This window comes from Enterobacter sp. UNJFSC 003, assembly GCF_036903355.1.
Taxonomy (GTDB): domain Bacteria; phylum Pseudomonadota; class Gammaproteobacteria; order Enterobacterales; family Enterobacteriaceae; genus Enterobacter.
The window spans coordinates 19,408-40,049 of record NZ_JBAKHK010000018.1 but is presented as its reverse complement, the minus strand read 5'-3'; the positions used below and the strand labels follow the sequence as shown (position 1 = coordinate 40,049).

The 20,642-nt window shown below is 56.9% G+C and carries 18 protein-coding genes; 5 read left to right on the top strand and 13 right to left on the bottom strand.

From position 1 onward, the window contains the following. Positions 1–97: 97 nt before the first annotated feature. Positions 98–985 carry a LysR family transcriptional regulator gene (locus V5P19_RS22265; RefSeq protein WP_334407625.1) on the bottom strand — a complete coding sequence of 296 codons (888 nt, stop codon included), beginning with the start codon at positions 983–985 and terminating at the stop codon, positions 98–100. 102 nt (positions 986–1,087) lie between these two features. Between V5P19_RS22265 and V5P19_RS22260 the strand changes: the two genes are divergently transcribed. Both V5P19_RS22260 and V5P19_RS22255 read left to right on the top strand, forming a co-directional pair. Then, positions 1,088–1,498: a CidA/LrgA family protein gene (locus tag V5P19_RS22260; protein ID WP_334407623.1), complete on the top strand. Its 411-nt coding sequence runs from the start codon at positions 1,088–1,090 to the stop codon at positions 1,496–1,498. Further along, positions 1,491–2,180, top strand: coding sequence for an LrgB family protein (locus V5P19_RS22255; RefSeq protein WP_334407621.1), 690 nt, complete (start codon positions 1,491–1,493; stop codon positions 2,178–2,180). The genes V5P19_RS22260 and V5P19_RS22255 overlap by 8 nt, the downstream gene beginning before the upstream one ends. Positions 2,181–2,211: 31 nt before the next feature. Here V5P19_RS22255 and actP read toward each other — a convergent pair whose 3' ends face one another. The 3 genes from actP to acs all read right to left on the bottom strand — a co-directional run bounded on the left by actP (position 2,212) and on the right by acs (position 6,199). Next, positions 2,212–3,861, bottom strand: coding sequence for a cation/acetate symporter ActP (gene actP, locus V5P19_RS22250; protein WP_334407618.1), 1,650 nt, complete (start codon positions 3,859–3,861; stop codon positions 2,212–2,214). Beyond that, positions 3,858–4,172 carry a DUF485 domain-containing protein gene (locus V5P19_RS22245; RefSeq protein ID WP_334407617.1) on the bottom strand — a complete coding sequence of 105 codons (315 nt, stop codon included), beginning with the start codon at positions 4,170–4,172 and terminating at the stop codon, positions 3,858–3,860. Before V5P19_RS22245 ends, actP begins: the two co-directional genes overlap by 4 nt. A 68-nt stretch (positions 4,173–4,240) precedes the next feature. Beyond that, on the bottom strand, positions 4,241–6,199 hold the full coding sequence (acs, locus tag V5P19_RS22240; RefSeq protein ID WP_334407615.1) for an acetate--CoA ligase: 1,959 nt from the start codon (positions 6,197–6,199) through the stop codon (positions 4,241–4,243). Positions 6,200–6,622: 423 nt separating this feature from the next. Between acs and gltP the strand changes: the two genes are divergently transcribed. Next, the gene (gene gltP / locus V5P19_RS22235; protein ID WP_334407613.1) at positions 6,623–7,936 is read left to right on the top strand and encodes a glutamate/aspartate:proton symporter GltP; all 1,314 of its coding nucleotides are present in this window, start codon (positions 6,623–6,625) and stop codon (positions 7,934–7,936) included. Between the two features lie 38 nt (positions 7,937–7,974). On the opposite strand, the gene V5P19_RS22230 is transcribed toward gltP, so the two are convergent. The 3 genes from V5P19_RS22230 to fdhF all read right to left on the bottom strand — a co-directional run bounded on the left by V5P19_RS22230 (position 7,975) and on the right by fdhF (position 11,153). Beyond that, positions 7,975–8,649 carry a tetratricopeptide repeat protein gene (locus V5P19_RS22230; RefSeq protein WP_334407610.1) on the bottom strand — a complete coding sequence of 225 codons (675 nt, stop codon included), beginning with the start codon at positions 8,647–8,649 and terminating at the stop codon, positions 7,975–7,977. Positions 8,650–8,749: 100 nt separating this feature from the next. Beyond that, positions 8,750–8,896 carry a Hok/Gef family protein gene (locus tag V5P19_RS22225; protein ID WP_334407607.1) on the bottom strand — a complete coding sequence of 49 codons (147 nt, stop codon included), beginning with the start codon at positions 8,894–8,896 and terminating at the stop codon, positions 8,750–8,752. Between the two features lie 109 nt (positions 8,897–9,005). Beyond that, entirely contained in the window at positions 9,006–11,153 is a 2,148-nt protein-coding gene (gene fdhF / locus V5P19_RS22220; protein ID WP_334407605.1) for a formate dehydrogenase subunit alpha, read from the bottom strand. 256 nt (positions 11,154–11,409) lie between these two features. On the opposite strand from fdhF, the gene V5P19_RS22215 reads away from it, so the two are divergent. Next, entirely contained in the window at positions 11,410–12,141 is a 732-nt protein-coding gene (locus V5P19_RS22215; RefSeq protein WP_334407603.1) for a response regulator transcription factor, read from the top strand. Here the strand turns inward: V5P19_RS22215 and V5P19_RS22210 are convergent. The 6 genes from V5P19_RS22210 to V5P19_RS22185 are packed head-to-tail and all read right to left on the bottom strand — an operon-like array spanning position 12,138 to position 18,234. Next, positions 12,138–13,145, bottom strand: a complete 1,008-nt coding sequence (locus V5P19_RS22210; RefSeq protein ID WP_334407629.1) for a carbohydrate kinase family protein — start codon at positions 13,143–13,145, stop codon at positions 12,138–12,140. The genes V5P19_RS22215 and V5P19_RS22210 overlap by 4 nt on opposite strands. Further along, positions 13,142–14,002, bottom strand: a complete 861-nt coding sequence (locus tag V5P19_RS22205; protein ID WP_334407627.1) for a ketose 1,6-bisphosphate aldolase — start codon at positions 14,000–14,002, stop codon at positions 13,142–13,144. The genes V5P19_RS22210 and V5P19_RS22205 overlap by 4 nt, the downstream gene beginning before the upstream one ends. A gap of 10 nt (positions 14,003–14,012) precedes the next feature. Continuing rightward, positions 14,013–14,699 (bottom strand): D-lyxose/D-mannose family sugar isomerase, encoded by a 687-nt coding sequence (locus tag V5P19_RS22200; protein WP_334407601.1) that lies wholly within the window; start codon positions 14,697–14,699, stop codon positions 14,013–14,015. A gap of 48 nt (positions 14,700–14,747) precedes the next feature. Then, positions 14,748–15,689: an ABC transporter substrate-binding protein gene (locus V5P19_RS22195; RefSeq protein WP_334407599.1), complete on the bottom strand. Its 942-nt coding sequence runs from the start codon at positions 15,687–15,689 to the stop codon at positions 14,748–14,750. Between the two features lie 32 nt (positions 15,690–15,721). Continuing rightward, the gene (locus tag V5P19_RS22190) at positions 15,722–16,717 is read right to left on the bottom strand and encodes a ribose ABC transporter permease (RefSeq protein ID WP_334407597.1); all 996 of its coding nucleotides are present in this window, start codon (positions 16,715–16,717) and stop codon (positions 15,722–15,724) included. Between the two features lie 2 nt (positions 16,718–16,719). Next, complete coding sequence (locus V5P19_RS22185; RefSeq protein ID WP_334407595.1) at positions 16,720–18,234, bottom strand: sugar ABC transporter ATP-binding protein; 1,515 nt, start codon at positions 18,232–18,234, stop codon at positions 16,720–16,722. A gap of 125 nt (positions 18,235–18,359) precedes the next feature. Between V5P19_RS22185 and V5P19_RS22180 the strand changes: the two genes are divergently transcribed. Next, positions 18,360–20,639 (top strand): ATP-binding protein, encoded by a 2,280-nt coding sequence (locus V5P19_RS22180; protein WP_334407593.1) that lies wholly within the window; start codon positions 18,360–18,362, stop codon positions 20,637–20,639. The last annotated feature ends 3 nt before the right edge of the window (positions 20,640–20,642 follow it).

The window sequence follows — 20,642 nt, the reverse complement described above, 5'->3', positions numbered from 1 at the left end:
GTGTGGTGAAATCCGGTCGTGAATTTAATGCTGAAATACCGCTTGCCGGATAACCGGCAAGACGGTATCTCTCCCACTGGGAGAGGGCGAAAGGGCTCTATTCAGCGCGTACCCAAAACCCCTCACAGCACTCCAGCCAAGCCTGGGCGCTGTGAGACAAATACACCCCTTCACGCCAAATCATCCCCAGTTGCCAGTGTAAATCGCTCTCCAACGGGATCCAGCGCAGCGTGTTTTTATCGAGCCGCTCGCAAATCGGCTGCGGCAGAATGGCAATCCCCACGCCCGCCTGAACCATAGCGGCGAGAAAGTCCCATTGCCCACTGCGCACGGCGATACGCGGCTTTACGTTGTGTTGATTAAACAGCGCCATGAGCTGGCGGCTGAGGGCGAAATCTTCGTTGTAAATCAGCAGCGGGTGCTCGCCCAGCAGCTCGGGCTTTACCGCATTAATTTTCAGCCAGTCGCCGGAGCGCGGCACCAGTACGCACAGCGGGTGACTAAAGAGCGGTAACGTCGCCAGCCCGCTCTCTTCTTCAACGGGCAGCGCCGTCATTGCCACGTCCAGCTCGCCGTTGGTGACGGCCTGTTGTACGGTTAAGCCGCCAAACTCGGAAATTTTCAGCTCAACGCCGGGATAGCGCTGGCGAAACAGGCTAATCGGCCCGGCCATCATCATGCCCACCATCGGCGGAATGCCCAGACGCAGCACCCCTTTAGTCAGGTGGTTAATGTCATCAAGCTCCGCTTCCAACTGGCGGAACTCCGCGAGAATCGCCAGCCCGCGCTCGAACACCACGCGCCCGGTATCGGTCAGCAGCAGCTTGCGCCCGTCGCGTATTAGCAGGGTACAGTTGAGTTCATCTTCGAGGTTTTTCAGCATCTTGCTGATGGTGGGCTGGGTAACAAATAACTTCTCCGCTGCGCGGGTAAAACTCTGCTGGCGAACCACTTCGACAAAATAGCGCAGCGTTCTTATGTCCATGATTATTCCTCGAAACTATACCTTTGATGATTTTAATTCATTTCAGTCGATTACGTGGGATCTCTATACTGGCTCCTCGTCTCATTTCTGAGGAAAACCCCCATGGCCGTGGCGTTAAGTCGTGTTACGCCTGCCGTTATGCAACGACTTCAGGTACCGGTTCAGGTACTGCTTTATGCGGGACTCTTTGTTTTCGCGGAATACCTTGTCGGCTGGCTGCATTTGCCGTTACCGGCCAACCTGGTCGGCATGGTGCTGATGCTGACGCTCATCCTCTGTCGCGTGATCCCCCTTCGCTGGGTACGCGCCGGCGCACGCTGGCTGCTGGCGGAGATGCTGCTGTTCTTTGTCCCTGCCGTGGTGGCGGTGGTGAACTATGCGCAACTGCTGATGGTGGACGGCTGGCGGATCTTCGCGGTCATCGCGCTGAGTACGCTGATGGTGCTGGGGGCAACCGCCTGGGTGGTGGATAAAGTCTACCGGTTTGAAATCAGCAGGCACAAACATGACTAATTTTCAGATAAGCGTCCTGTGCCTGATCGCCACGCTGATTATCTACTTTGCCAACAAGCGGCTGTATCGCCGCTTTCATGCCCTGCCACTGATGCCGCTGGTCTTCACGCCGATCCTGCTGGTGTTGATGCTGGTCTTCGGGCACATCTCCTGGCAGAACTATATGGGTGAATCCCACTGGCTGTTGTGGCTGCTCGGCCCGGCAACCATCGCTTTCGCGGTCCCTGTTTATGACAACCTGGCGATTATCAAGCGTCACTGGATGTCGCTAAGCGCAGGCGTGATTACCGCGACGGTCGTGGCTGTGTGCAGCTCTGTCTGGCTGGCGCGCCTGTTCACGCTCTCTGATGAAATTCAGCGTAGCCTGGCGGTGCGTTCGGTGACCACGCCGTTTGCGCTGGCGGCCGCCAAGCCGCTCGGCGGGCAGCCGGATCTGGTGGCGTTGTTTGTCGTCGTCACGGGCGTCTTCGGTATGGCGGTGGGCGATATGCTGTTTCTGCGGCTTTCTATCCGTGAAGGGATGGCTAAGGGGGCGGGGTTTGGCGCGGCGTCACACGGTGCGGGAACGGCGCGTTCGTATGAGCTGGGCCAACAGGAAGGCGTTGTCGCGAGCCTGGTGATGATGCTGTCCGGCGTGGTGATGGTGCTTGTTGCGCCGCTGGTGGCGTGGGTGATGTTTTAAATTCCCCGGTCAAGTGACCGGGGAGAAGAGCTTAGTGCGCGCGGCCCTGTTCAACGCCCAGACCGGTTTGTGAACGGATAAACTGGGCGCGGAATTTCTCACGCTCCAGTTTACCTTCCGCTGAGTTGTCGGTGGCGGAGAAGAACCAGATCCCAATAAACGCCACGGCAATAGAGAACAGCGCCGGGTATTCATACGGGAAGATTGCTTTTTCGTGACCGAGGATCTGCACCCAGATGGTCGGGCCGAGGATCATCAAAATCACGGCCGTCAGCAGCCCCAGCCAGCCGCCAATCATCGCGCCACGGGTGGTCAGTTTTGACCAGTACATGGAGAGCAGAATGATAGGGAAGTTGCAGCTTGCGGCAATCGAGAAGGCCAGCCCCACCATAAAGGCGATGTTCTGTTTCTCGAACAGGATGCCCAGCAGGATCGCCACCACACCCAGCACCAGGACGGTGATTTTGGAGACTTTCAGCTCATCGCGCTCGCTGGCCCCTTTCCGGAACACGTTAGCGTACAGATCATGCGAGACCGCGGAAGCCCCGGCCAGCGTCAGACCCGCGACCACCGCAAGGATAGTGGCGAAGGCCACAGCCGAAATAAAGCCGAGGAACAGGTTGCCGCCTACTGCATCAGCCAGATGCACTGCTGCCATGTTATTGCCGCCAATGAGTGTGCCCGCCGCGTCTTTAAACGCCGGATTAGCCCCCACCAGCATGATGGCGCCAAAGCCGATGATAAAGGTCAGGATGTAGAAGTAACCCATAAAACCGGTGGCGTAGAAGACGCTCTTACGCGCTTCTCGTGCATCGCTCACGGTGAAGAAACGCATCAGAATGTGAGGCAGACCCGCGGTACCAAACATCAGGCCCAGGCCGAGCGAGAGTGCGGATATCGGGTCTTTCACCAGCCCGCCAGGGCTCATGATGGCTTCCCCTTTCGGGTGTACCGCCATCGCTTCAGTAAACAGGTTATTGAAGCTGAAACCGACGTGCTTCATTACCATAAAGGCCATAAAGCTTGCGCCAAACAGCAGCAGAACCGCTTTGATGATTTGCACCCACGTGGTCGCCAGCATGCCGCCAAACAGCACATACATCACCATCAGGACCCCGACCAGCACCACCGCCACGTGGTAGTTCAGGCCGAACAGCAGCTGAATCAATTTCCCCGCGCCGACCATCTGAGCAATCAGATACAGCGCGACCACCACCAGCGATCCGCAGGCGGAGAGCATGCGGATGGGCCCCTGTTTCAGGCGGTAGGAAGCCACGTCAGCAAAGGTATAACGTCCCAGATTGCGCAAGCGTTCGGCAATCAGGAACAGAATGATCGGCCAGCCGACGAGAAAGCCGAGAGAGTAGATCAGGCCATCGTAGCCGGAGGTATACACCAGCGCGGAGATCCCGAGGAACGAGGCGGCAGACATAAAATCGCCCGCAATCGCCAGCCCGTTCTGAAAACCGGTGATATTGCCGCCTGCAGTGTAATAATCATTACGCGAGCGAACCCTTTTCGACGCCCAGTAGGTGATGTACAGGGTCAGCAGAACGAAAATCAGGAACATTACAATCGCCTGCCAGTTGGTTGGCTGGCGTTGAACCTCGCCGGTAATGGCATCCGCCGCATTTGCGGCAAAGGGAAGTGTGGCGGCAAGCGCCGTCAGGACTCGCTTCATGATGCTTTTACCTCACGCAGAACCGCTTTATTAAGACGATCGAATTCGCCGTTCGCACGCCAGACGTACACGCCGGTCAGCACAAACGAAATGACAATGACGCCGATACCAATCGGGATCCCCCGCGTGACGCGGGTGCCCGCGTGCAGCGGCGTACCGAGCCAGTGCGGAGCAAAGGCGATGAGCATAATAAAGCCGACATAGATAATCAGCATGATGATGGAAAGTAAGAAGGCAAACCGTTGCCGTTTTTCGACGAGCTCCCTGTAGTGCGCACTATTCTCTATCTGCTGACAAATATCGTTATTCATCACAGAAATCTCCAGAGGTAAGGTAGGTTTATTTTTATCCCCTCTCCCAGTGGGAGAGGGAGAAAACATTACGATGGCATAGCGATGGCCTGCTTCTCTTCGAGCAGTTTGTCCACCACGCCCGGATCGGCGAGGGTTGAGGTATCGCCGAGATTGCTGGTATCACCGGCTGCGATTTTGCGCAGAATACGGCGCATGATTTTGCCTGAGCGGGTTTTCGGCAGCGAGTCGGTCCAGTGCAGCACGTCCGGCGTGGCGAGCGGGCCAATCTCTTTACGGACCCAGTTGCGCACCTCGGCGTACAGCTCCGGAGACGGCTCTTCACCGTGGTTTAGCGTGACGTAAGCGTAAATTGCCTGGCCTTTGATGTTATGTGGAATACCCACGACGGCCGCTTCGGCAATCTTCGGATGCGACACCAGCGCGGATTCAATCTCTGCCGTACCCAGACGGTGTCCGGACACGTTCAGCACGTCATCCACGCGTCCGGTTATCCAGTAGTAACCGTCTTCATCACGACGCGCGCCGTCACCGCTGAAGTACATGTTTTTAAAGGTCGAGAAGTAGGTCTGCTCGAAGCGTTCATGGTCGCCAAACAGCGTACGCGCCTGACCCGGCCAGGAATCGACGATCGCCAGGTTACCTTCGGTAGCGCCTTCCTGAGGATTACCTTCGTTATCCACCAGCGCCGGCTGTACGCCAAAGAAGGGACGTGTTGCCGAGCCCGCTTTCAGCTGCGTTGCACCCGGCATCGGGGTGATCATGAAGCCACCGGTTTCGGTCTGCCACCAGGTGTCCATCACCGGGCATTTCTCGTTGCCGATATTCTTCCAGTACCACTCCCAGGCTTCCGGGTTGATGGGCTCGCCCACGGAACCGAGGATGCGTAGGGAAGAGCGGTCTGTCCCCTCAATGGCTTTGTCACCTTCTGCCATCAAGGCGCGGATAGCCGTTGGCGCGGTATAGAGAATGTTGACCTGATGTTTATCGACCACCTGGCACATGCGCGCCGGAGTTGGCCAGTTCGGTACGCCCTCAAACATCAGCGTGGTTGCGCCGCAGGCCAGCGGGCCATAAAGCAGGTAGCTGTGACCGGTGACCCAGCCCACGTCGGCGGTACACCAGTAGATGTCGCCAGGGTGGTAGTCGAAAACGTATTTGAAGGTGGTGGCCGCATAAACCAGATAGCCGCCGGTGGTGTGCAGCACGCCTTTTGGTTTACCGGTGGAGCCGGAGGTGTAGAGGATGAACAGCGGATCTTCCGCGTTCATCTCTTCAGGCTGATGCTGGTCGCTCGCGTTTTCTATCAGATCGCTCCACCACAGGTCACGGCCTTCGGTCCAGTCGATCTTGCCACCGGTGCGCTTTAGAACGATGACATTGCTGATGGTTTTCACATTCGGGTTTTTCAGCGCGTCGTCGACGTTTTTCTTCAGCGGGATTCCGCGACCGGCGCGCACGCCTTCGTCAGCGGTAATCACCAGCTTAGAGCTGGAGTCCACGATACGCCCTGCGACCGCTTCTGGTGAAAAGCCGCCGAAGATAACGGAGTGGATCGCGCCAATACGCGCGCAGGCCAGCATAGCCACAGCCGCTTCCGGCACCATTGGCATATAGATAGCCACAACATCGCCTTTTTTAATGCCTTGTTCCAGCAGCACGTTGGCGAAGCGGCACACGTCGCGGTGCAGCGCTTTATAAGTGATATGTTTGCTCTGAGAGGCATCGTCGCCTTCCCAGATAATGGCCGTTTCATCGCCGCGCTCGGCAAGATGGCGGTCCAGGCAGTTCGCCGCCAGGTTCAGCGTGCCGTCCTCATACCATTTAATGGAGACGTTTCCTGGCGCAAAAGAGGTGTTTTTCACCTTCTGATAAGGTTTAATCCAGTCCAGGATACGGCCCTGCTCACCCCAGAAGACGTCCGGGCTAGAGATGGATTGCTGATACTTCTCGTGGTACTGCTCCGGGTTTATCAGGCAACGGTCCGCAATGTTTGCGGGAATGTCGTGTTTATGGATTTGGCTCATGGCTTTTTTTCTCCTTGTAAGATGTTAATAATATGTCGCAAAAACGTTAATAGTAGGGGCTTTACAAGCTTTGTTTATTATTTGGGCTGCAGATCACGCATTGTTTGAATAGTATGAAAAATGAGCAAATGAAACTTTGAAGGGAAATAATTTAGGGAAAGGATTATTCACATTTATGTAGAAAAAAGCGTTTTTATAACAAAAGGTTATTTATAAGAATTATTACAAATTAGCGTCATAGACTCTTTTTTCAGTGAAATGCCTCGTTCTTTAAGGCTTGCGCAGCATGCCGTGCAAATGATACTCATACGCCGCGTTAAAAAATCCCATAAACCAACGCAACACAATTCATACCCTTTCAGTATGTCCCCCTATTCATGCAGTTTGCGTGAATAAGGCGCTTCATTGAGGAAGTCAGTTTCTATGAAAAACGTTAAAGTCAGCCTTGCCTGGCAAATCTTAATAGCCCTTATACTGGGCATCTTGCTGGGCAGTTACCTCCATTATCACAGCGATAGCCGCGACTGGCTGATTGCGAACCTGCTTTCACCTGCAGGCGATATCTTTATTCATCTGATCAAGATGATTGTGGTGCCGATTGTGATCTCGACGCTGGTGGTCGGTATTGCGGGCGTCGGCGATGCGAAGCAGCTAGGCCGTATCGGTGCGAAAACCATCATTTATTTCGAAGTGATCACTACGATTGCCATCATCCTCGGCATTACTCTGGCTAACGTTTTCCAGCCAGGTTCCGGGATTGATATGTCGCAGTTGGCGACGGTGGATATTTCGAAATACCAAAGTACAACTGCTGATGTACAAAGCCATGCTCATGGCCTGATGGGAACCATCCTGTCGCTGGTCCCGACCAACATTGTGGCGTCAATGGCGAAGGGTGAGATGCTGCCTATCATCTTCTTCTCGGTGCTGTTTGGCCTGGGGCTTTCTTCCCTGCCAGCGACCCCCCGTGAACCGCTCGTGACGGTATTCCGCTCTATTTCCGAAACTATGTTCAAAGTGACGCATATGGTGATGCGTTATGCGCCTGTTGGCGTGTTTGCGCTGATCGCCGTGACCGTCGCGAACTTTGGTTTTGCCTCTCTGTGGCCGCTGGCGAAGTTGGTGATCCTGGTGCACTTCGCGATCCTGTTCTTCGCGCTGGTGGTGCTGGGCATTGTGGCGCGCCTATGCGGGCTGAGCATCTGGATCCTGATTCGTATTCTGAAGGATGAACTGATTCTGGCGTACTCCACGGCAAGCTCTGAGAGCGTGCTGCCGCGTATTATCGAGAAGATGGAGGCCTATGGCGCTCCGGCGTCGATTACCAGCTTTGTGGTGCCCACCGGTTACTCCTTTAACCTTGATGGTTCGACGCTGTACCAGAGTATTGCTGCGATCTTTATTGCGCAGCTGTACGGCATCGATCTGTCGCTGTGGCAGGAAATTGTGCTGGTACTGACTCTGATGGTCACCTCAAAAGGTATTGCAGGCGTACCGGGCGTTTCGTTTGTGGTGTTGCTGGCAACGCTCGGCAGCGTCGGGATTCCGCTGGAAGGCCTGGCGTTTATCGCCGGTGTTGACCGTATCCTCGACATGGCGCGTACCGCGTTGAACGTGGTAGGTAACGCGCTGGCGGTGCTGGTCATCGCCAAGTGGGAACATAAATTCGACCGCAAAAAAGCGCTGGCGTATGAACGCGACGTGCTGGGTCGTTTTGACAAGACTGCAGATCAGTAAGCCGTAAAGCCCGGTGGCGCTGCGCCGCCGGGCACTTTTCACTGACCACTCAACGCATCAAACTCTTCACATCCCGTATCAAACCCTTCGGTACAGCTCAGGTTTAACCAGTACAGCGCTTTCTGTTTATTCGGCGTGATAAAGCCCTTTTCACCCTGCTGGAATAACATTCCCGCCCAGTATTCCGCATAACCGGTTCGGGAAAGCGCAGAGCTACGTTTGAGCCATGAGGCCGCTTTCACGTCATCCTGGACCACGTCAACGCCGTTGGCATAAATCAGCCCCAGCAGCATTTGCGCGTCTACCGCGGAGTCATTATCAATATCCTCGGTGGCGGTTTCGAGCAGTCTGATGGCTTGAGGATAGTCGGTTTTGCCTGCCTCGGTATTCACCAGCACGCGAGCCAGCATGATTGCGCCCCGTTTGCTGCCCGCAATGGTCGCCTGCTGCGCCAGCGCTTTCGCGTGTGGATAATCCCCTTGGGTAAAGAGGATTTGCGAGAGCAACCCCATTGCATCGACATCGCCCCCTTTGGCGGCTTTCTCGGCCCACTGCGCCGCCTGTTTGCTGTCGCCAGAACTGAAGTAGGTATCAGCAAGGTAATACTGGGCGCGCGCGTCGCCTGCTTCGGCCTGCTTTTTATACTGGCTGCCAATCTCGTCGGCACGGGCGAGAGACGTAAAAAGTAACAACAACAGAAAAAGTGGTTTCATGGATTCTTATCATCTGGGTACATGCCGCGCAGTATATACCCGTCATACTTCAAGTTGCATGTGCGTTGGCTGTGCTTGCTCACCCCAGCCACATCGTTATCTATGTTTTTGGGAATTCGTTCGCCACCTCCCGATGTTCACTCTTTATTGTGCGCTCGCATCGCTTCCGGCGATGAATAACGGTAAATATCACTCTTGTCAGGCAGATAATAAAGACGATGCCTAACGCAGTTTTTAATGGCGTCACGCCTTTTACTCCTTGCTCCGGAATGGATATTTGAATTATTAATAATTCCTTCATAAATAAAAATGGGGTGAATATATCACCCCATTTACTCAGCTTTTAATGAACGGCTTCAACCCATCGCGCTTTCACGCAGTCGGGCCTTAAGCTTGCTATATTCATCGATCACATACTGCTCTGCGGCACGCTGATCGGCGATCGGCTCAATGCGCACGGCGCAGTATTTATACTCCGGCGTTTTGGTTATTGGACTGAGGTTCTCCGTCACCAGCTCGTTACAGGCACCAATCCACCACTGGTAGGTCATATATACTGCCCCTTTGTTTGGACGGTCGCTGACCTGCGCGCGGGTGATAATGCGGCCTTTACGCGAGTTCACCCACACCAGCGCTTCATCTTCAATGCCGAGGCGTTCAGCGTCGGCGGTGTTGATCTGCGCATAGCCAGGTTCATCCGCCAGCGCAGCCAGCGCGGCACAGTTCCCGGTCATCGAACGGCAGGAGTAGTGACCCACTTCGCGCACGGTAGAAAGCACCATCGGGTACTCCTCGGTGAGCTTGTCGATGGGGGCGACCCAGTCACAAGTAAAGAACTGCGCCAGTCCGTTCGGGGTGTCGAACGTCTCTTTAAAGAGATACGACGTCCCCTGGTCGGCTTCTGACTCATCCCGGCACGGCCACTGGATATACCCCAGCTCGCCCATTTTTTCATAGGTGGCACCGGTGAAGTCCGGACACAGGTTGCGCAACTCATCCCAGATTTCCTGAGTGTTGTTGTAGTGCATCGGGTAACCCATGCGGGTGGCGATTTCACTGATGATCTGCCAGTCGGTCTTCAGATCCCATTTTGGCTCTACCGCTTTAAAGAAGCGCTGGAAGCCACGGTCTGCTGCCGTGTAGACGCCTTCATGCTCGCCCCATGACGTTGACGGTAAAATCACATCCGCCGCCGCCGCGGTTTTGGTCATAAAGATATCCTGGACGATCACCAGCTCCAGATCCTCAAACCCTTTGCGCACCGCGGACAGCTCGGCGTCGGTCTGAAGCGGATCTTCACCCATGATGTAGGCCGCACGCACTTCGCCATGCGCCGCCCGGTGCGGCAGTTCACTGATGCGGTAACCCGTATGCTCAGGAAGGCTTTCGACCCCCCATGCCTTTGCGAACTTCGCGCGGTTTTCCGGGAACTTAACGTACTGATAGCCCGGATAGGTATCCGGCAGTGCGCCCATATCACAGGCTCCCTGTACGTTGTTTTGACCGCGTACCGGGTTCACGCCGACATGTGCCTTACCCAGATTACCGGTCAGCATGGCGAGGCTCGTCAGAGAGCGCACGGTTTCCACCCCCTGGTAGAACTGGGTCACGCCCATGCCCCACAGAATGGCGGCGGTTTTCGCTGCCGCGTACATCCGTGCAGCCTGGCGGATTTCCTGCGCGCTCACGCCCGTAATCTCTTCTACCGACTCAGGCGTATAGCCTTCAACGATTTTTCGATACTCTTCAAATCCTTCCGTACGGCTGGCTACAAACGCCTGGTCGTACAGATTCTCTTCGATAATGACGTGCCCCATGGCGTTCAATAGCGCGATATTCGAGCCATTTTTCAACGCGATGTGCATATCCGCAATACGCGCGGTTTCGATTTTTCGCGGATCGCAGACGATGATTTTCGCCCCATTCTGTTTGGCGCGAATAACGTGGTTCGCGACGATAGGGTGAGAATCCGCCGGGTTATAGCCGAAGATAAACACCAGATCGGTGTTATCTATTTCGTTAATTGCATTACTCATTGCGCCGTTACCGACCGACTGGTGCAGACCTGCAACCGAGGGGCCGTGTCAGACGCGAGCGCAGCAGTCGACGTTATTGGTACCAATAACGGCGCGCGCGAATTTTTGCATTACATAGTTGGTTTCATTCCCCGTCCCGCGTGAAGAGCCGGTGGTTTGAATGGCATCAGGACCGTATTTGGCCTTGATGGCGCTCAGGCGCGTGGCGACGTAGTCCAGCGCCTCGCTCCAGGAGACCGCTTCGAGCTTGCCGCCGCGCTCGCGGCGGATCATTGGGCTTTTCAGGCGCGGGGTCAGGATTTGGGTATCGTTTATAAAATCCCAGCCGTAATAACCTTTCAGGCACAGCGTGCCCTGATTGGTTTTCCCCTGCGCCGCCTCCGCCCGGACTATTTTGCCGTTATCGACCACCAGGTTGATCTTGCAACCGGATGCGCAATAAGGGCAAACCGTGACGACTTTTTTCATCAGTCTGCTCCAGTTAATGAAATCTTTCGCACCCACTATGCAGCTTCTATGCCATGTTTTTAGTAGGGGTATATCCAGACTTTACGACCGATGCGCGCGCAAAACCCTGACGAAAAGCAGGCAATCGTCAAAATTGACGTGTCGAAAGGGCAGCGGATGTGACATGGGTTGAAATTCCGTCACGTAAAAATCATTTTGGCTGGAGCCCGCCGCAGAATGGTTCAGACTTAACATAATCCCCTAACGGAAGCATGTGATGAAACCCGCGATTCTGGTGGTTGATGACGATACGGCTGTGTGTGAGCTGCTGCAGGATGTGCTTAGCGAGCATGTCTTTACCGTGCTCGTCTGCCACAACGGGCATGACGCGCTGAGCCTGGTCCAACAGGACGCGAGCATTGCGCTGGTCCTGCTGGATATGATGCTGCCCGATATCAACGGCCTGCAGGTTTTGCAGCACGTACAAAAGCATCGCCCGGCGTTGCCGGTAGTGATGTTGACAGGGCTGGGGAGTGAATCGGACGTGGTCGTGGGGCTAGAGATGGGCGCGGACGACTACATCGGTAAGCCGTTTAACCCACGCGTGGTGGTCGCCCGCGTCAAAGCGGTGTTGCGTCGGACCGGCGCGCTGGCCGCAGACACGCCAGCGCCGCGCGAGGCGGGCATTGCCTTTCACGGCTGGACGCTGGATACCACCCGCTGCGAGCTGATTGACCCTCAGCGTAACGCCGTCTCGTTAACGCAAGGCGAATACGGATTGCTGCTGGCACTGACGCAAAATGCCCGTCGGGTGCTGAGCCGCGAGCGGCTGCTAGAGCTGACCCACAGTGAAAATGCCGAAGTATTCGATCGCACTATCGATGTGCTGATCATGCGGCTACGGCGGAAAATCGAGGCTAATCCGCATCAGCCCGCGCTCATCAAAACCATCCGCGGGCTGGGCTATGTCTTTGCCACCGATGTCTCCCACAACGAAAAAGCGGCCTAAGTATTCTCTTTGATAAAAAACTGCAGCTCTGCCAGCGTCTTCGCGCCATCTATCGCGTTAGCGGCCAGCAGGCTGGCCCGCGCGCAGGCGTGCGCCAGGTAAATGCTTTCCGCCAGCGGGAGTGACTCATGGCAGCCGTAGAGAAAGCCCGCGCAAAAGGCATCGCCCGCGCCGACGCTGCCGATAATCTCTTCTTGTTCCAGTATCCATGACGGGACCCAGCGGCCTTCTTCGCCTGGCGATTCTCCCCACGCGCCTTCCGGGCAGTGGATCACGACCCGCTGACGAACCCCTGCGTCCAGCAGCTGCGCGGCGGCTTGCGCAATATGCGCTATGTGCGGAGCGTTATTCTTATCGCGCATCTCCAGCCCGCTAAACTCACCGGCTTCCAGTTCGTTAATGACCAGATAATCGAGATGGCGCAGGGCAGGGAGCACCAGCGGCTGATAGCGCGGGTCGCCCTTGCGCGACACCAGGTCGAGCGACGTTTCATACCCTTGCTCGCGCATTTGTGCCAACAGTCGCGCGCTGCGCGTGCCAAACTCCTCATCCGGCATATCCAGGCTGTCGAGCAGCAGCAGATAGCCGAGATGGAAGATTTTCAGCGAGCCGTCGAGACGGTCAAATGCGGGAAGATCCAGCAGACGGTTAGCCCCCGGAGAGTGAAAGAAGGTACGTTGCCCGGTCGGGTCAGTCATTACCTGCGACATTGAGGTCGGGGCAAAAGTGGTGCGCTGCACGCGCTGGCGGTTGACGTGATATTGATCGAGCATCGCCAGAATGTAATCCCCGTCGGCATCTTCACCAATCAGCCCTACCGCCTGCAGCGGCAGGCCGACGTGCATCTTCGCCAGCGTCAGCAGGACGTTAAGCGGTGCGCCGCCGGTTGAGCGCTCGCTGTGAGTGATTTCTGCCAGCCAGCCGCGCTCCGGCCATTGCACGATTTGATGGACGTGATCCACCAGCATATTCCCGGCGGCAACAATCCCCTTGCGTTCCATTATGCTTGCCCCGCGCTGCCGAAGATGCGCATCTGTTCAGCAACCGTATCGGTAATCGCCTCTTCAATGCCCAGCAGCAGCTCCGCAAACTCATCGTACAGCGGCTGGCGGTTCGCCATGCGATGCTCAACGGCGGACAGCGCAGCTTGCGACATGCCGGTATAAAAGTTGATTTTGTGAATCCCCAGCTCAACGGCGCGGCGGAAATCAGCATCGCTAATCCCGGAGCCGCCGTGCAGCACCAGCGGCAGGCCGGTCTGCTGGCGAATGGCGTCCAGCCGCGGGAAATCGAGCTTTGGCTCGCCTTTGTATTTGCCGTGCGCGTTGCCAATCGCGACCGCCAACGCATCAATGCCGGTCAGATCGACAAACTCCCTCGCCAACTGGGGGTCGGTAAAAAAGGCTTCATCAGCGTGGCCGTACAATGCGCCGCCTTCATCGCCGCCTACGGCCCCCAGTTCGGCTTCTACGGACACGCCCACCGCGTGGCACATTTTCACCACTTCCCGGGTCTGGCGAATATTCTCCTCGTAGCTCAGCGTTGAGCCGTCGAACATCACGGAGCTGAATCCTAGGCGCAGCGCGCGCACCACGGCGTCAAAATGCAGCCCGTGATCGAGATTAAGCACCACGGGAATATCGTGGCGGGCGGCTTCAAATTTCACCGCTTCGACCAGCGACTCCAGGGAGACATACTTAAAATGCACTTCCGCGATGTTGATGATAAAAGGGGATCGCTCCTGTTTTGCCGCAGCAAACAGCGCACGCAGGAAATGGGAGTCGAGAACGTTAAACGCACCCAGCGCGTAGCGGCGTTGTCTGGCGTGCTCAAGACCGTCGGCAAGAGAAATTAATGGCATCATTCACTCCTTAAATCCGAAACAGGGCATATTCGTTGCACAACACCAGCACCGCTGGCTCATCTTCTTCAATGTTGTTATAGCGGGCTACCGGCTGCAAAAAATGGTTATCGTGTTCATCGTCATTCACCGATGACACTTCGCCCACCAGCACGTCACCAAAGCCCCGCTCACCCCAAAAGCTGTGGTACAGGCCGGGCGTGAGGCAGATGCTCTCTCCGGGCGTCAGGCGCAGCTGGCTGCCGGGGGCGTGGGTTTGCAGGCAACCGTCGATCGTCACCGTCACGTCGGTGTTTTCAGTTTCTTCATGCGCATCGGCATTCCATAGTTCAATAATGAGATTCCCACCGCCACGATTGATGATGTCTTCCCGCTTGCGCCAGTGGAAATGCATCGGCGTGACCTGGCCGTCGCGCACGTGCATGATTTTTTCGGCATAACACTTTTCATACGGCACGCCGTTCGGGGAGCCGTTGCGCAGGGTGAACAGCGTTAGCCCCTGTGCGGCAAAGTTGTGACTGCCGAAGGCCGTCACGTCCCAGCCGAGTTTGAGGTCGAACACTTCACGCCATGCGGCAGGGTCAAGCTGCTGCCATTTCGTCGGCGGGAAGCTGGCAAACGCAGGAAGATGCACGTCGTGCATGGAAAAGAACTGTCGCGTATGGCCGAGGATTTCGTTGATGTCGGAGCGTTTCATGGTGACTCCAGGTAAACGACGCCCTCTCCCGCAGGAGAGGGGGAAGGGTTACTTAACCGTCCATCCCTTGTACGTTCCGACGTTCTTTTTATCGATCATCGTCACCGGGATCAGCACAGGCTCTTTCGGCGCAGGTTTGCCCTGCAGAATGTCATAGCCGATCTCCACCGCTTTTGCCGCCATGACCTGTGGGTCTTGTGCCGGGGTCGCCACAAACAGGGAGTTTTCGCGCTTCAGGGCTTCCTCACCATCCGGCGATCCATCCACGCCGACAATAAAGAATTCATTGCGCTGCGCCTGTTTCGCGGCCAGATCGGCACCGATCGCCGTGGGATCGTTAATCGCGAAGACGCCGTCGATCTTCGGATTGGCCGCCAGCAGGGAGGTCATCACTTCCAGGCCACCTTCACGGCTGCCCTTGGCGTTCTGGTTATCCGAGAGCACCTTGATATCCGGATGGCGCTTGAACTCGGTCTGGCAGCCCTCTACGCGGTTTTGTACCGCAGAAACCGGCGGTCCATTGATGATCACCACATTGCCTTTTCCTTTCAGGCGGTCGGTGATGTACTTGCAGGCCATTTCGCCGGCCTGGGTGTTATTAGAGGTGATGGTTGCGTCAGCCCCTTCCGCCGCTACGTCAACGGCCACCACCACGATCCCCGCCTCTTTCGCGCGTTTTACCGCCGGGCCGATCCCTTTGGAGTCCGCAGCATTAAGGATGATCATGTCTACTTTGGCCGCAATAAAGTTATCGATCTGCGAGACCTGCTGGCCCAGATCGTAGCCGCTGGAGACCAGCGTCACCTTCACGTTATCGCCCGCCAGCTTTCGCGCTTCCAGCTCGGCACCTTTGGTGATCTGCACGAAGAACGGGTTGGCCAAATCACCCACGGTCACGCCGATGGATTTCAGATCTTTTGCCTGCGCAAACGGCGTTGCGGCCAGCAGCGCGCCAGCAAAGAGCGCGGTCACTAAGGGTTTCAAACGCATATTGTTTTCCTCGAAGCTGTAGGGTTTTGTTGTTATGCACTTTGATGGTGTCGGGTACGGTATTTGTCGATCAGCACCGCAATGATGATCACCGCCCCTTTGATCACCAGTTGCCAGAAGTAGGAGACGCCCATCAGCGTCATGCCGTTGTTGAGGGTGGCGATAATAAGCGCCCCCACCAGCGTGCCGGTGATCGTCCCGATCCCGCCGACAAAGCTGGTGCCACCAAGGATCACCGCCGCAATCGCATCCAGCTCGTAGCCCGTGCCCAGGTTACCGTTGGCGCTGTAAAGCCGGGAGGCGCTCATCACCCCACCAAGCCCGGAAAGCAGGCCGCTCATGCCGTACACAAACAGCAGCACCAGCCAGACCTTAATGCCCGTCAGGCGCGCCGCCTGCATGTTGCCGCCTACCGCGTAGATATGAACGCCCAGCGTGGTGCGGCGCAGAATGAACCAGCAAATAGCAATCACCGCCAGCGCAATCACCACCAGCCACGGAAGGGGGCCGAGATAGTTATTGCCGATCCACTCGAAGCTGATGTTGGAGTTAATGACCGTTGTGCCGTCTGCCAGCAAATAGGCCGCACCGCGGAGAGCCGTGTAGGTCCCGAGGGTGACGATAAACGGCGGAAGTCCGGCAAAGGCCACCAGCGCGCCGTTGAACAACCCCAGCACCATACCGAGCATCAGCGCAGCCGGAATGGAGAGCATCGCGAATTCGGGAATGAGCGATACCACCATTGCGGCGACCGCTGTGGTACCCAGAATCGAGCCAACGGAGAGGTCGATCCCGCCGGTTAAAATGATGAACGTCATGCCTGCCGCCAGCACGATATTGATCGACGCCTGGCGGGTGATGTTGAGCAGATTGCTTTCGGTAAAGAAGTTTGGCGCGATGAAGCCAAATACCGCCACAATCAGTATAAGAATCGGCAGAATGCCGACCGTTTGCATCAGATCGCTCATCAGCATTCTTTTGGCGGAGGCCGATTTCGCCACCTGCTGCGGATGGGTTGGAGTTGTCATAGTTACACCGCCTGATGATGAGAGTCGTTCACGCCGGTTGCCAGCGTCATGATGTTTTCCTGGGAGATGTCGCGCCCGTGCAGTTCGCCCGCAATGCTGCCTTCACGCATGACATACACGCGGTCGCTCATTCCTACGACTTCCGGCAGCTCGCTGGAGATCATCAGAATGGCCACCCCTTTGCGCGCCATCTGGTTCATGATGCGGTAGATCTCGCTTTTTGCGCCGACGTCCACCCCGCGCGTTGGTTCGTCCAGAATCAATATGCGCGGGCCGATCGCCACCCAGCGGGAGATAAGCAGTTTTTGCTGGTTACCGCCGGAGAGCCCGCCTGCCCGCACCTGCGAATGCGGCACGCGGATGTTGAGCAGGGCGATGGCATCATCAGAGATGGATTGCGCTTTTTTGCGATTTAACATGCCGAAGGTGGCGTCGCGCTCAAGCGTTGCCATGGTGATGTTCTCCTGCGCCGCCAGCTCGAGAAACAGCCCCTGTTCCTTGCGGTTTTCGGTGAGAAAACCGATGCCATTATCAATGGCGGCGCGCGGGGAGTGGATCACCACCGGTTCGCCGTCGACTTCAATCATCCCGCCGGTGGCTTTGCGCACGCCGAAAATCAGCTGCGCCAGCTCGGAGCGTCCGGCTCCGACCAGCCCCGCAAGCCCGACGATTTCCCCGGAACGTACCTGTAAACTGCAGGGCAGCACTTTTTTGCCGTCGGTGAGGTGATGCACGTTGAGTCGCGGGCTGCCGAGCGGAATATCGTGCTCTTTGTTGAACAGATCGCTCAAGGGGCGGCCGACCATCATTTTTACCAGCTCGGACGCGTTCAGCTTGTCGCGCGTTAAGCTGCCAACGTACTGCCCGTCGCGCAGGACGCTGACGCGATCCGAGAGTTCGTACACTTCCGCCATGCGGTGGCTGATATAGATGATGGCCATTCCTTCATCGCGCAGGCGTAAAATCAGCTCAAACAGGCGATGGGTTTCGCGCGAGGAGAGGGCTGCGGTGGGTTCATCCATCACCAGAATGCGGCTATTGCGGTGCAGCGCACGGGCAATTTCCACCTGCTGCTGTTCGGCAATGGTCAGCTTCATCACCCGATCGGTGGATTTGAAGTGCGCGCCGAGCCGGTCAATGACCGCCTGTGCCTGTGCCGCCATCTCTTTACGCCTCACCAGCCCACCGCGCGACAGTTCGCTGCCCAAAAAGATGTTTTCCGCCACCGTCAGGTTAGGGGCGAGCTGCATCTCCTGGTAAATCAGAGTAATGCCTGCGGCCAGAGCGTCTTTCGGCCCTTTGATGTGAAACGGCTGACCGTCAATCAGGATCTCGCCGCGGGTGGCGGTGTATGCACCCGCGAGGATCTTCATCAGCGTGCTTTTCCCCGCGCCGTTTTCCCCCATCAGCGCGTGGATCTCACCGGGGAAGACCGTCAAATCCACGCCCTTGAGCGCGTGGAAATTGCCAAACGTCTTGGCAATGTGGCGCATCTCTAAAACCGGGGTTCTGCTCATGGCGGATCTCCTGTGAATGTCGATATCTGCACTTCATCACAGGGGAGTAAATGCAAAATGTCAGAAGCCGTTCATATTTGTCATAGTTATGAATGTCTAATGTGGATCACAGTTACGGAGCCAACATGTCCTCACGCCGCCCCCCGTTCTTTGCCAGCGCCCGCGGTCGCCTGCTGATATTTAATCTGCTGGTGGTGGCGGTGACGCTGATGGTCAGCGGCGTGGCGGTGTTTGGCTTTCGGCATGCCAGCCAGATTCAGGAGCAAGTGCAGAAGCAAACGCTGGATGACATGACCGGCAGCATGAACCTTGCCCGCGATACCGCCAGCGTGGCGACGGCGGCGGTACGGCTGTCTCAGGTGGTGGGCGCGCTGGAATATAAAGGGGAAGCGGAGAGGCTGAAGCAGACCCAGCTGGCGCTGCGCCACTCGCTCGAGCAGCTTGCCGATGCGCCCCTGGCGCAGCAGGAGCCGGCGCTAGTGGCGCGTATTATTCAACGCAGTAATGAGCTGCAGCAGAGCGTGACGGGGATGCTTGAGCGCGGGCAGCGGCGCCATCTGGAGCGTAACGCGTTGCTCAGCGCGCTTTATCAGAACCAGAGCTATTTACGCCATCTGCAGGACATTAACCGCCGTTACGGCAGCAATGTGCCGGACGCGCGGCAGCTTGCGGAAATGGACCGACTGATTATCGCCGCCATCGAAACACCCTCGCCGCGCGCCACGGTCCAACAGCTGGATGCCGTGACGGCGACGCTACCCTCGCGTGCAGCACAGCCCGTCGTCAACGTTGTGCTGCCTGATTTTAACGACGAGCTGCGTAAACTCGCTCCGCTGTCGAAGCAGCTGGAAGAGAGCGATCTGTCGATCAGCTGGTATATGTTCCACATCAAGGCGCTGGTGGCGATTTTAAACAGCGATATTAATCAGTACGTGGCGCAGGTGGCGCAGGCTTCCACGCTTCGTACGGCTCAGAGCCATCAGGAGCTGCGCACCATTAGCGTGTTTATCAGCGTATTTGCGGTGCTGGCGCTGATCATTACCGGGTGTGCCTGCTGGTATATCTACCGCAATCTGGGATCGAACCTGACGGCCATTTCAGGAGCAATGTCGCGGCTCGCTCACGGGGAGCAGGACGTATCGGTGCCCGCCCTACAGCGGCGTGATGAACTGGGCGAACTGGCACGCGCGTTTAACGTTTTTGCCCGTAATACCGCCTCGCTCGAACACACCACGCGACTGCTGAAAGAAAAAACCTCGCAGATGGAGATCGACCGTATTGAGCGCCAGGGGCTGGAAGAGGCGCTGCTGCACAGCCAGAAAATGAAAGCCGTTGGACAGCTAACGGGGGGGCTGGCACACGACTTTAACAACCTGCTGGCCGTGATCATCGGCAGCCTGGAGTTGACCGACGCCGGGTCGCAGGATGCGCCACGCATCAGCCGCGCGCTCAAGGCCGCCGAACGCGGCGCGCTGCTGACCCAGCGGCTGCTGGCGTTTTCCCGGAAGCAGTCCCTGACCCCACATGCGGTGGAGATGAAATCGCTGCTGGAAAACCTGAGCGAACTGATGTGCCATTCGCTGCCGGCTACTCTCTCTTTGGACATTGAAGCCCAGACGCCGGCATGGCCTGCGTGGATAGACGTCAGCCAGCTGGAAAACGCCATTATCAATCTGGTGATGAATGCCCGTGACGCGATGGAGGGGCAGGGCGGCGTCATTAAAATCCGGACCTGGAATCAGCGCGTGACCCGCAGCGACGGACGCAGGCAGGATATGGTGGCGCTGGAGGTCATCGACCGCGGCAGCGGCATGACGCAGGAGGTGAAATCACGGGTCTTTGAGCCATTCTTCACCACGAAGCAAACCGGCAGCGGCAGCGGGCTTGGGCTGTCGATGGTGTATGGTTTTGTGCGCCAGTCGGGCGGGCGCGTCGAGATTGAAAGCGCGCCGGGGCAGGGCACCACCGTGCGGCTCCATCTCCCGCGCTCGACGCTGCCAGCCGTTGCTGATGATGACGCGCTGTTAGCCACGGCATCCCTTGAAAGCGAGCGGCTGGTTCTGGTGCTGGAAGATGAGGCTGATGTGCGTCAAACCCTTTGTGAGCAACTGCATCAGCTTGGGTATCTGACGCTCGAAGCGGAAAACGGTGAACAGGCGCTGACCCTGCTGGAAGCCTCGCCGGATATTGGGATATTTATCAGCGATCTGATGCTGCCGGGCAGCCTGAGCGGTGCCGAAGTGATTAACCATGTGCGCAGCCATTATCCACAGCTGCCGGTGCTGCTGATCAGCGGTCAGGATTTACGTCCAACGCACAACCCGCAGCTGCCGGACGTTCAGTTACTGCGAAAACCTTTTACACGTGTACAGCTGGCGCAGGCGCTGCGAAAAGTTTGTCTTTAGGGG

Coding starts and splice junctions, on each gene's coding strand:
- V5P19_RS22265 (WP_334407625.1), bottom strand. CDS start 985: ATGGACATAAGAACGCTGCGCTATTTTGTCGAAGTGGTTCGCCAGCAG.
- V5P19_RS22260 (WP_334407623.1), top strand. CDS start 1,088: ATGGCCGTGGCGTTAAGTCGTGTTACGCCTGCCGTTATGCAACGACTT.
- V5P19_RS22255 (WP_334407621.1), top strand. CDS start 1,491: ATGACTAATTTTCAGATAAGCGTCCTGTGCCTGATCGCCACGCTGATT.
- actP (WP_334407618.1), bottom strand. CDS start 3,861: ATGAAGCGAGTCCTGACGGCGCTTGCCGCCACACTTCCCTTTGCCGCA.
- V5P19_RS22245 (WP_334407617.1), bottom strand. CDS start 4,172: ATGAATAACGATATTTGTCAGCAGATAGAGAATAGTGCGCACTACAGG.
- acs (WP_334407615.1), bottom strand. CDS start 6,199: ATGAGCCAAATCCATAAACACGACATTCCCGCAAACATTGCGGACCGT.
- gltP (WP_334407613.1), top strand. CDS start 6,623: ATGAAAAACGTTAAAGTCAGCCTTGCCTGGCAAATCTTAATAGCCCTT.
- V5P19_RS22230 (WP_334407610.1), bottom strand. CDS start 8,649: ATGAAACCACTTTTTCTGTTGTTGTTACTTTTTACGTCTCTCGCCCGT.
- V5P19_RS22215 (WP_334407603.1), top strand. CDS start 11,410: ATGAAACCCGCGATTCTGGTGGTTGATGACGATACGGCTGTGTGTGAG.
- V5P19_RS22205 (WP_334407627.1), bottom strand. CDS start 14,002: ATGCCATTAATTTCTCTTGCCGACGGTCTTGAGCACGCCAGACAACGC.
- V5P19_RS22200 (WP_334407601.1), bottom strand. CDS start 14,699: ATGAAACGCTCCGACATCAACGAAATCCTCGGCCATACGCGACAGTTC.
- V5P19_RS22195 (WP_334407599.1), bottom strand. CDS start 15,689: ATGCGTTTGAAACCCTTAGTGACCGCGCTCTTTGCTGGCGCGCTGCTG.
- V5P19_RS22190 (WP_334407597.1), bottom strand. CDS start 16,717: ATGACAACTCCAACCCATCCGCAGCAGGTGGCGAAATCGGCCTCCGCC.
- V5P19_RS22185 (WP_334407595.1), bottom strand. CDS start 18,234: ATGAGCAGAACCCCGGTTTTAGAGATGCGCCACATTGCCAAGACGTTT.
- V5P19_RS22180 (WP_334407593.1), top strand. CDS start 18,360: ATGTCCTCACGCCGCCCCCCGTTCTTTGCCAGCGCCCGCGGTCGCCTG.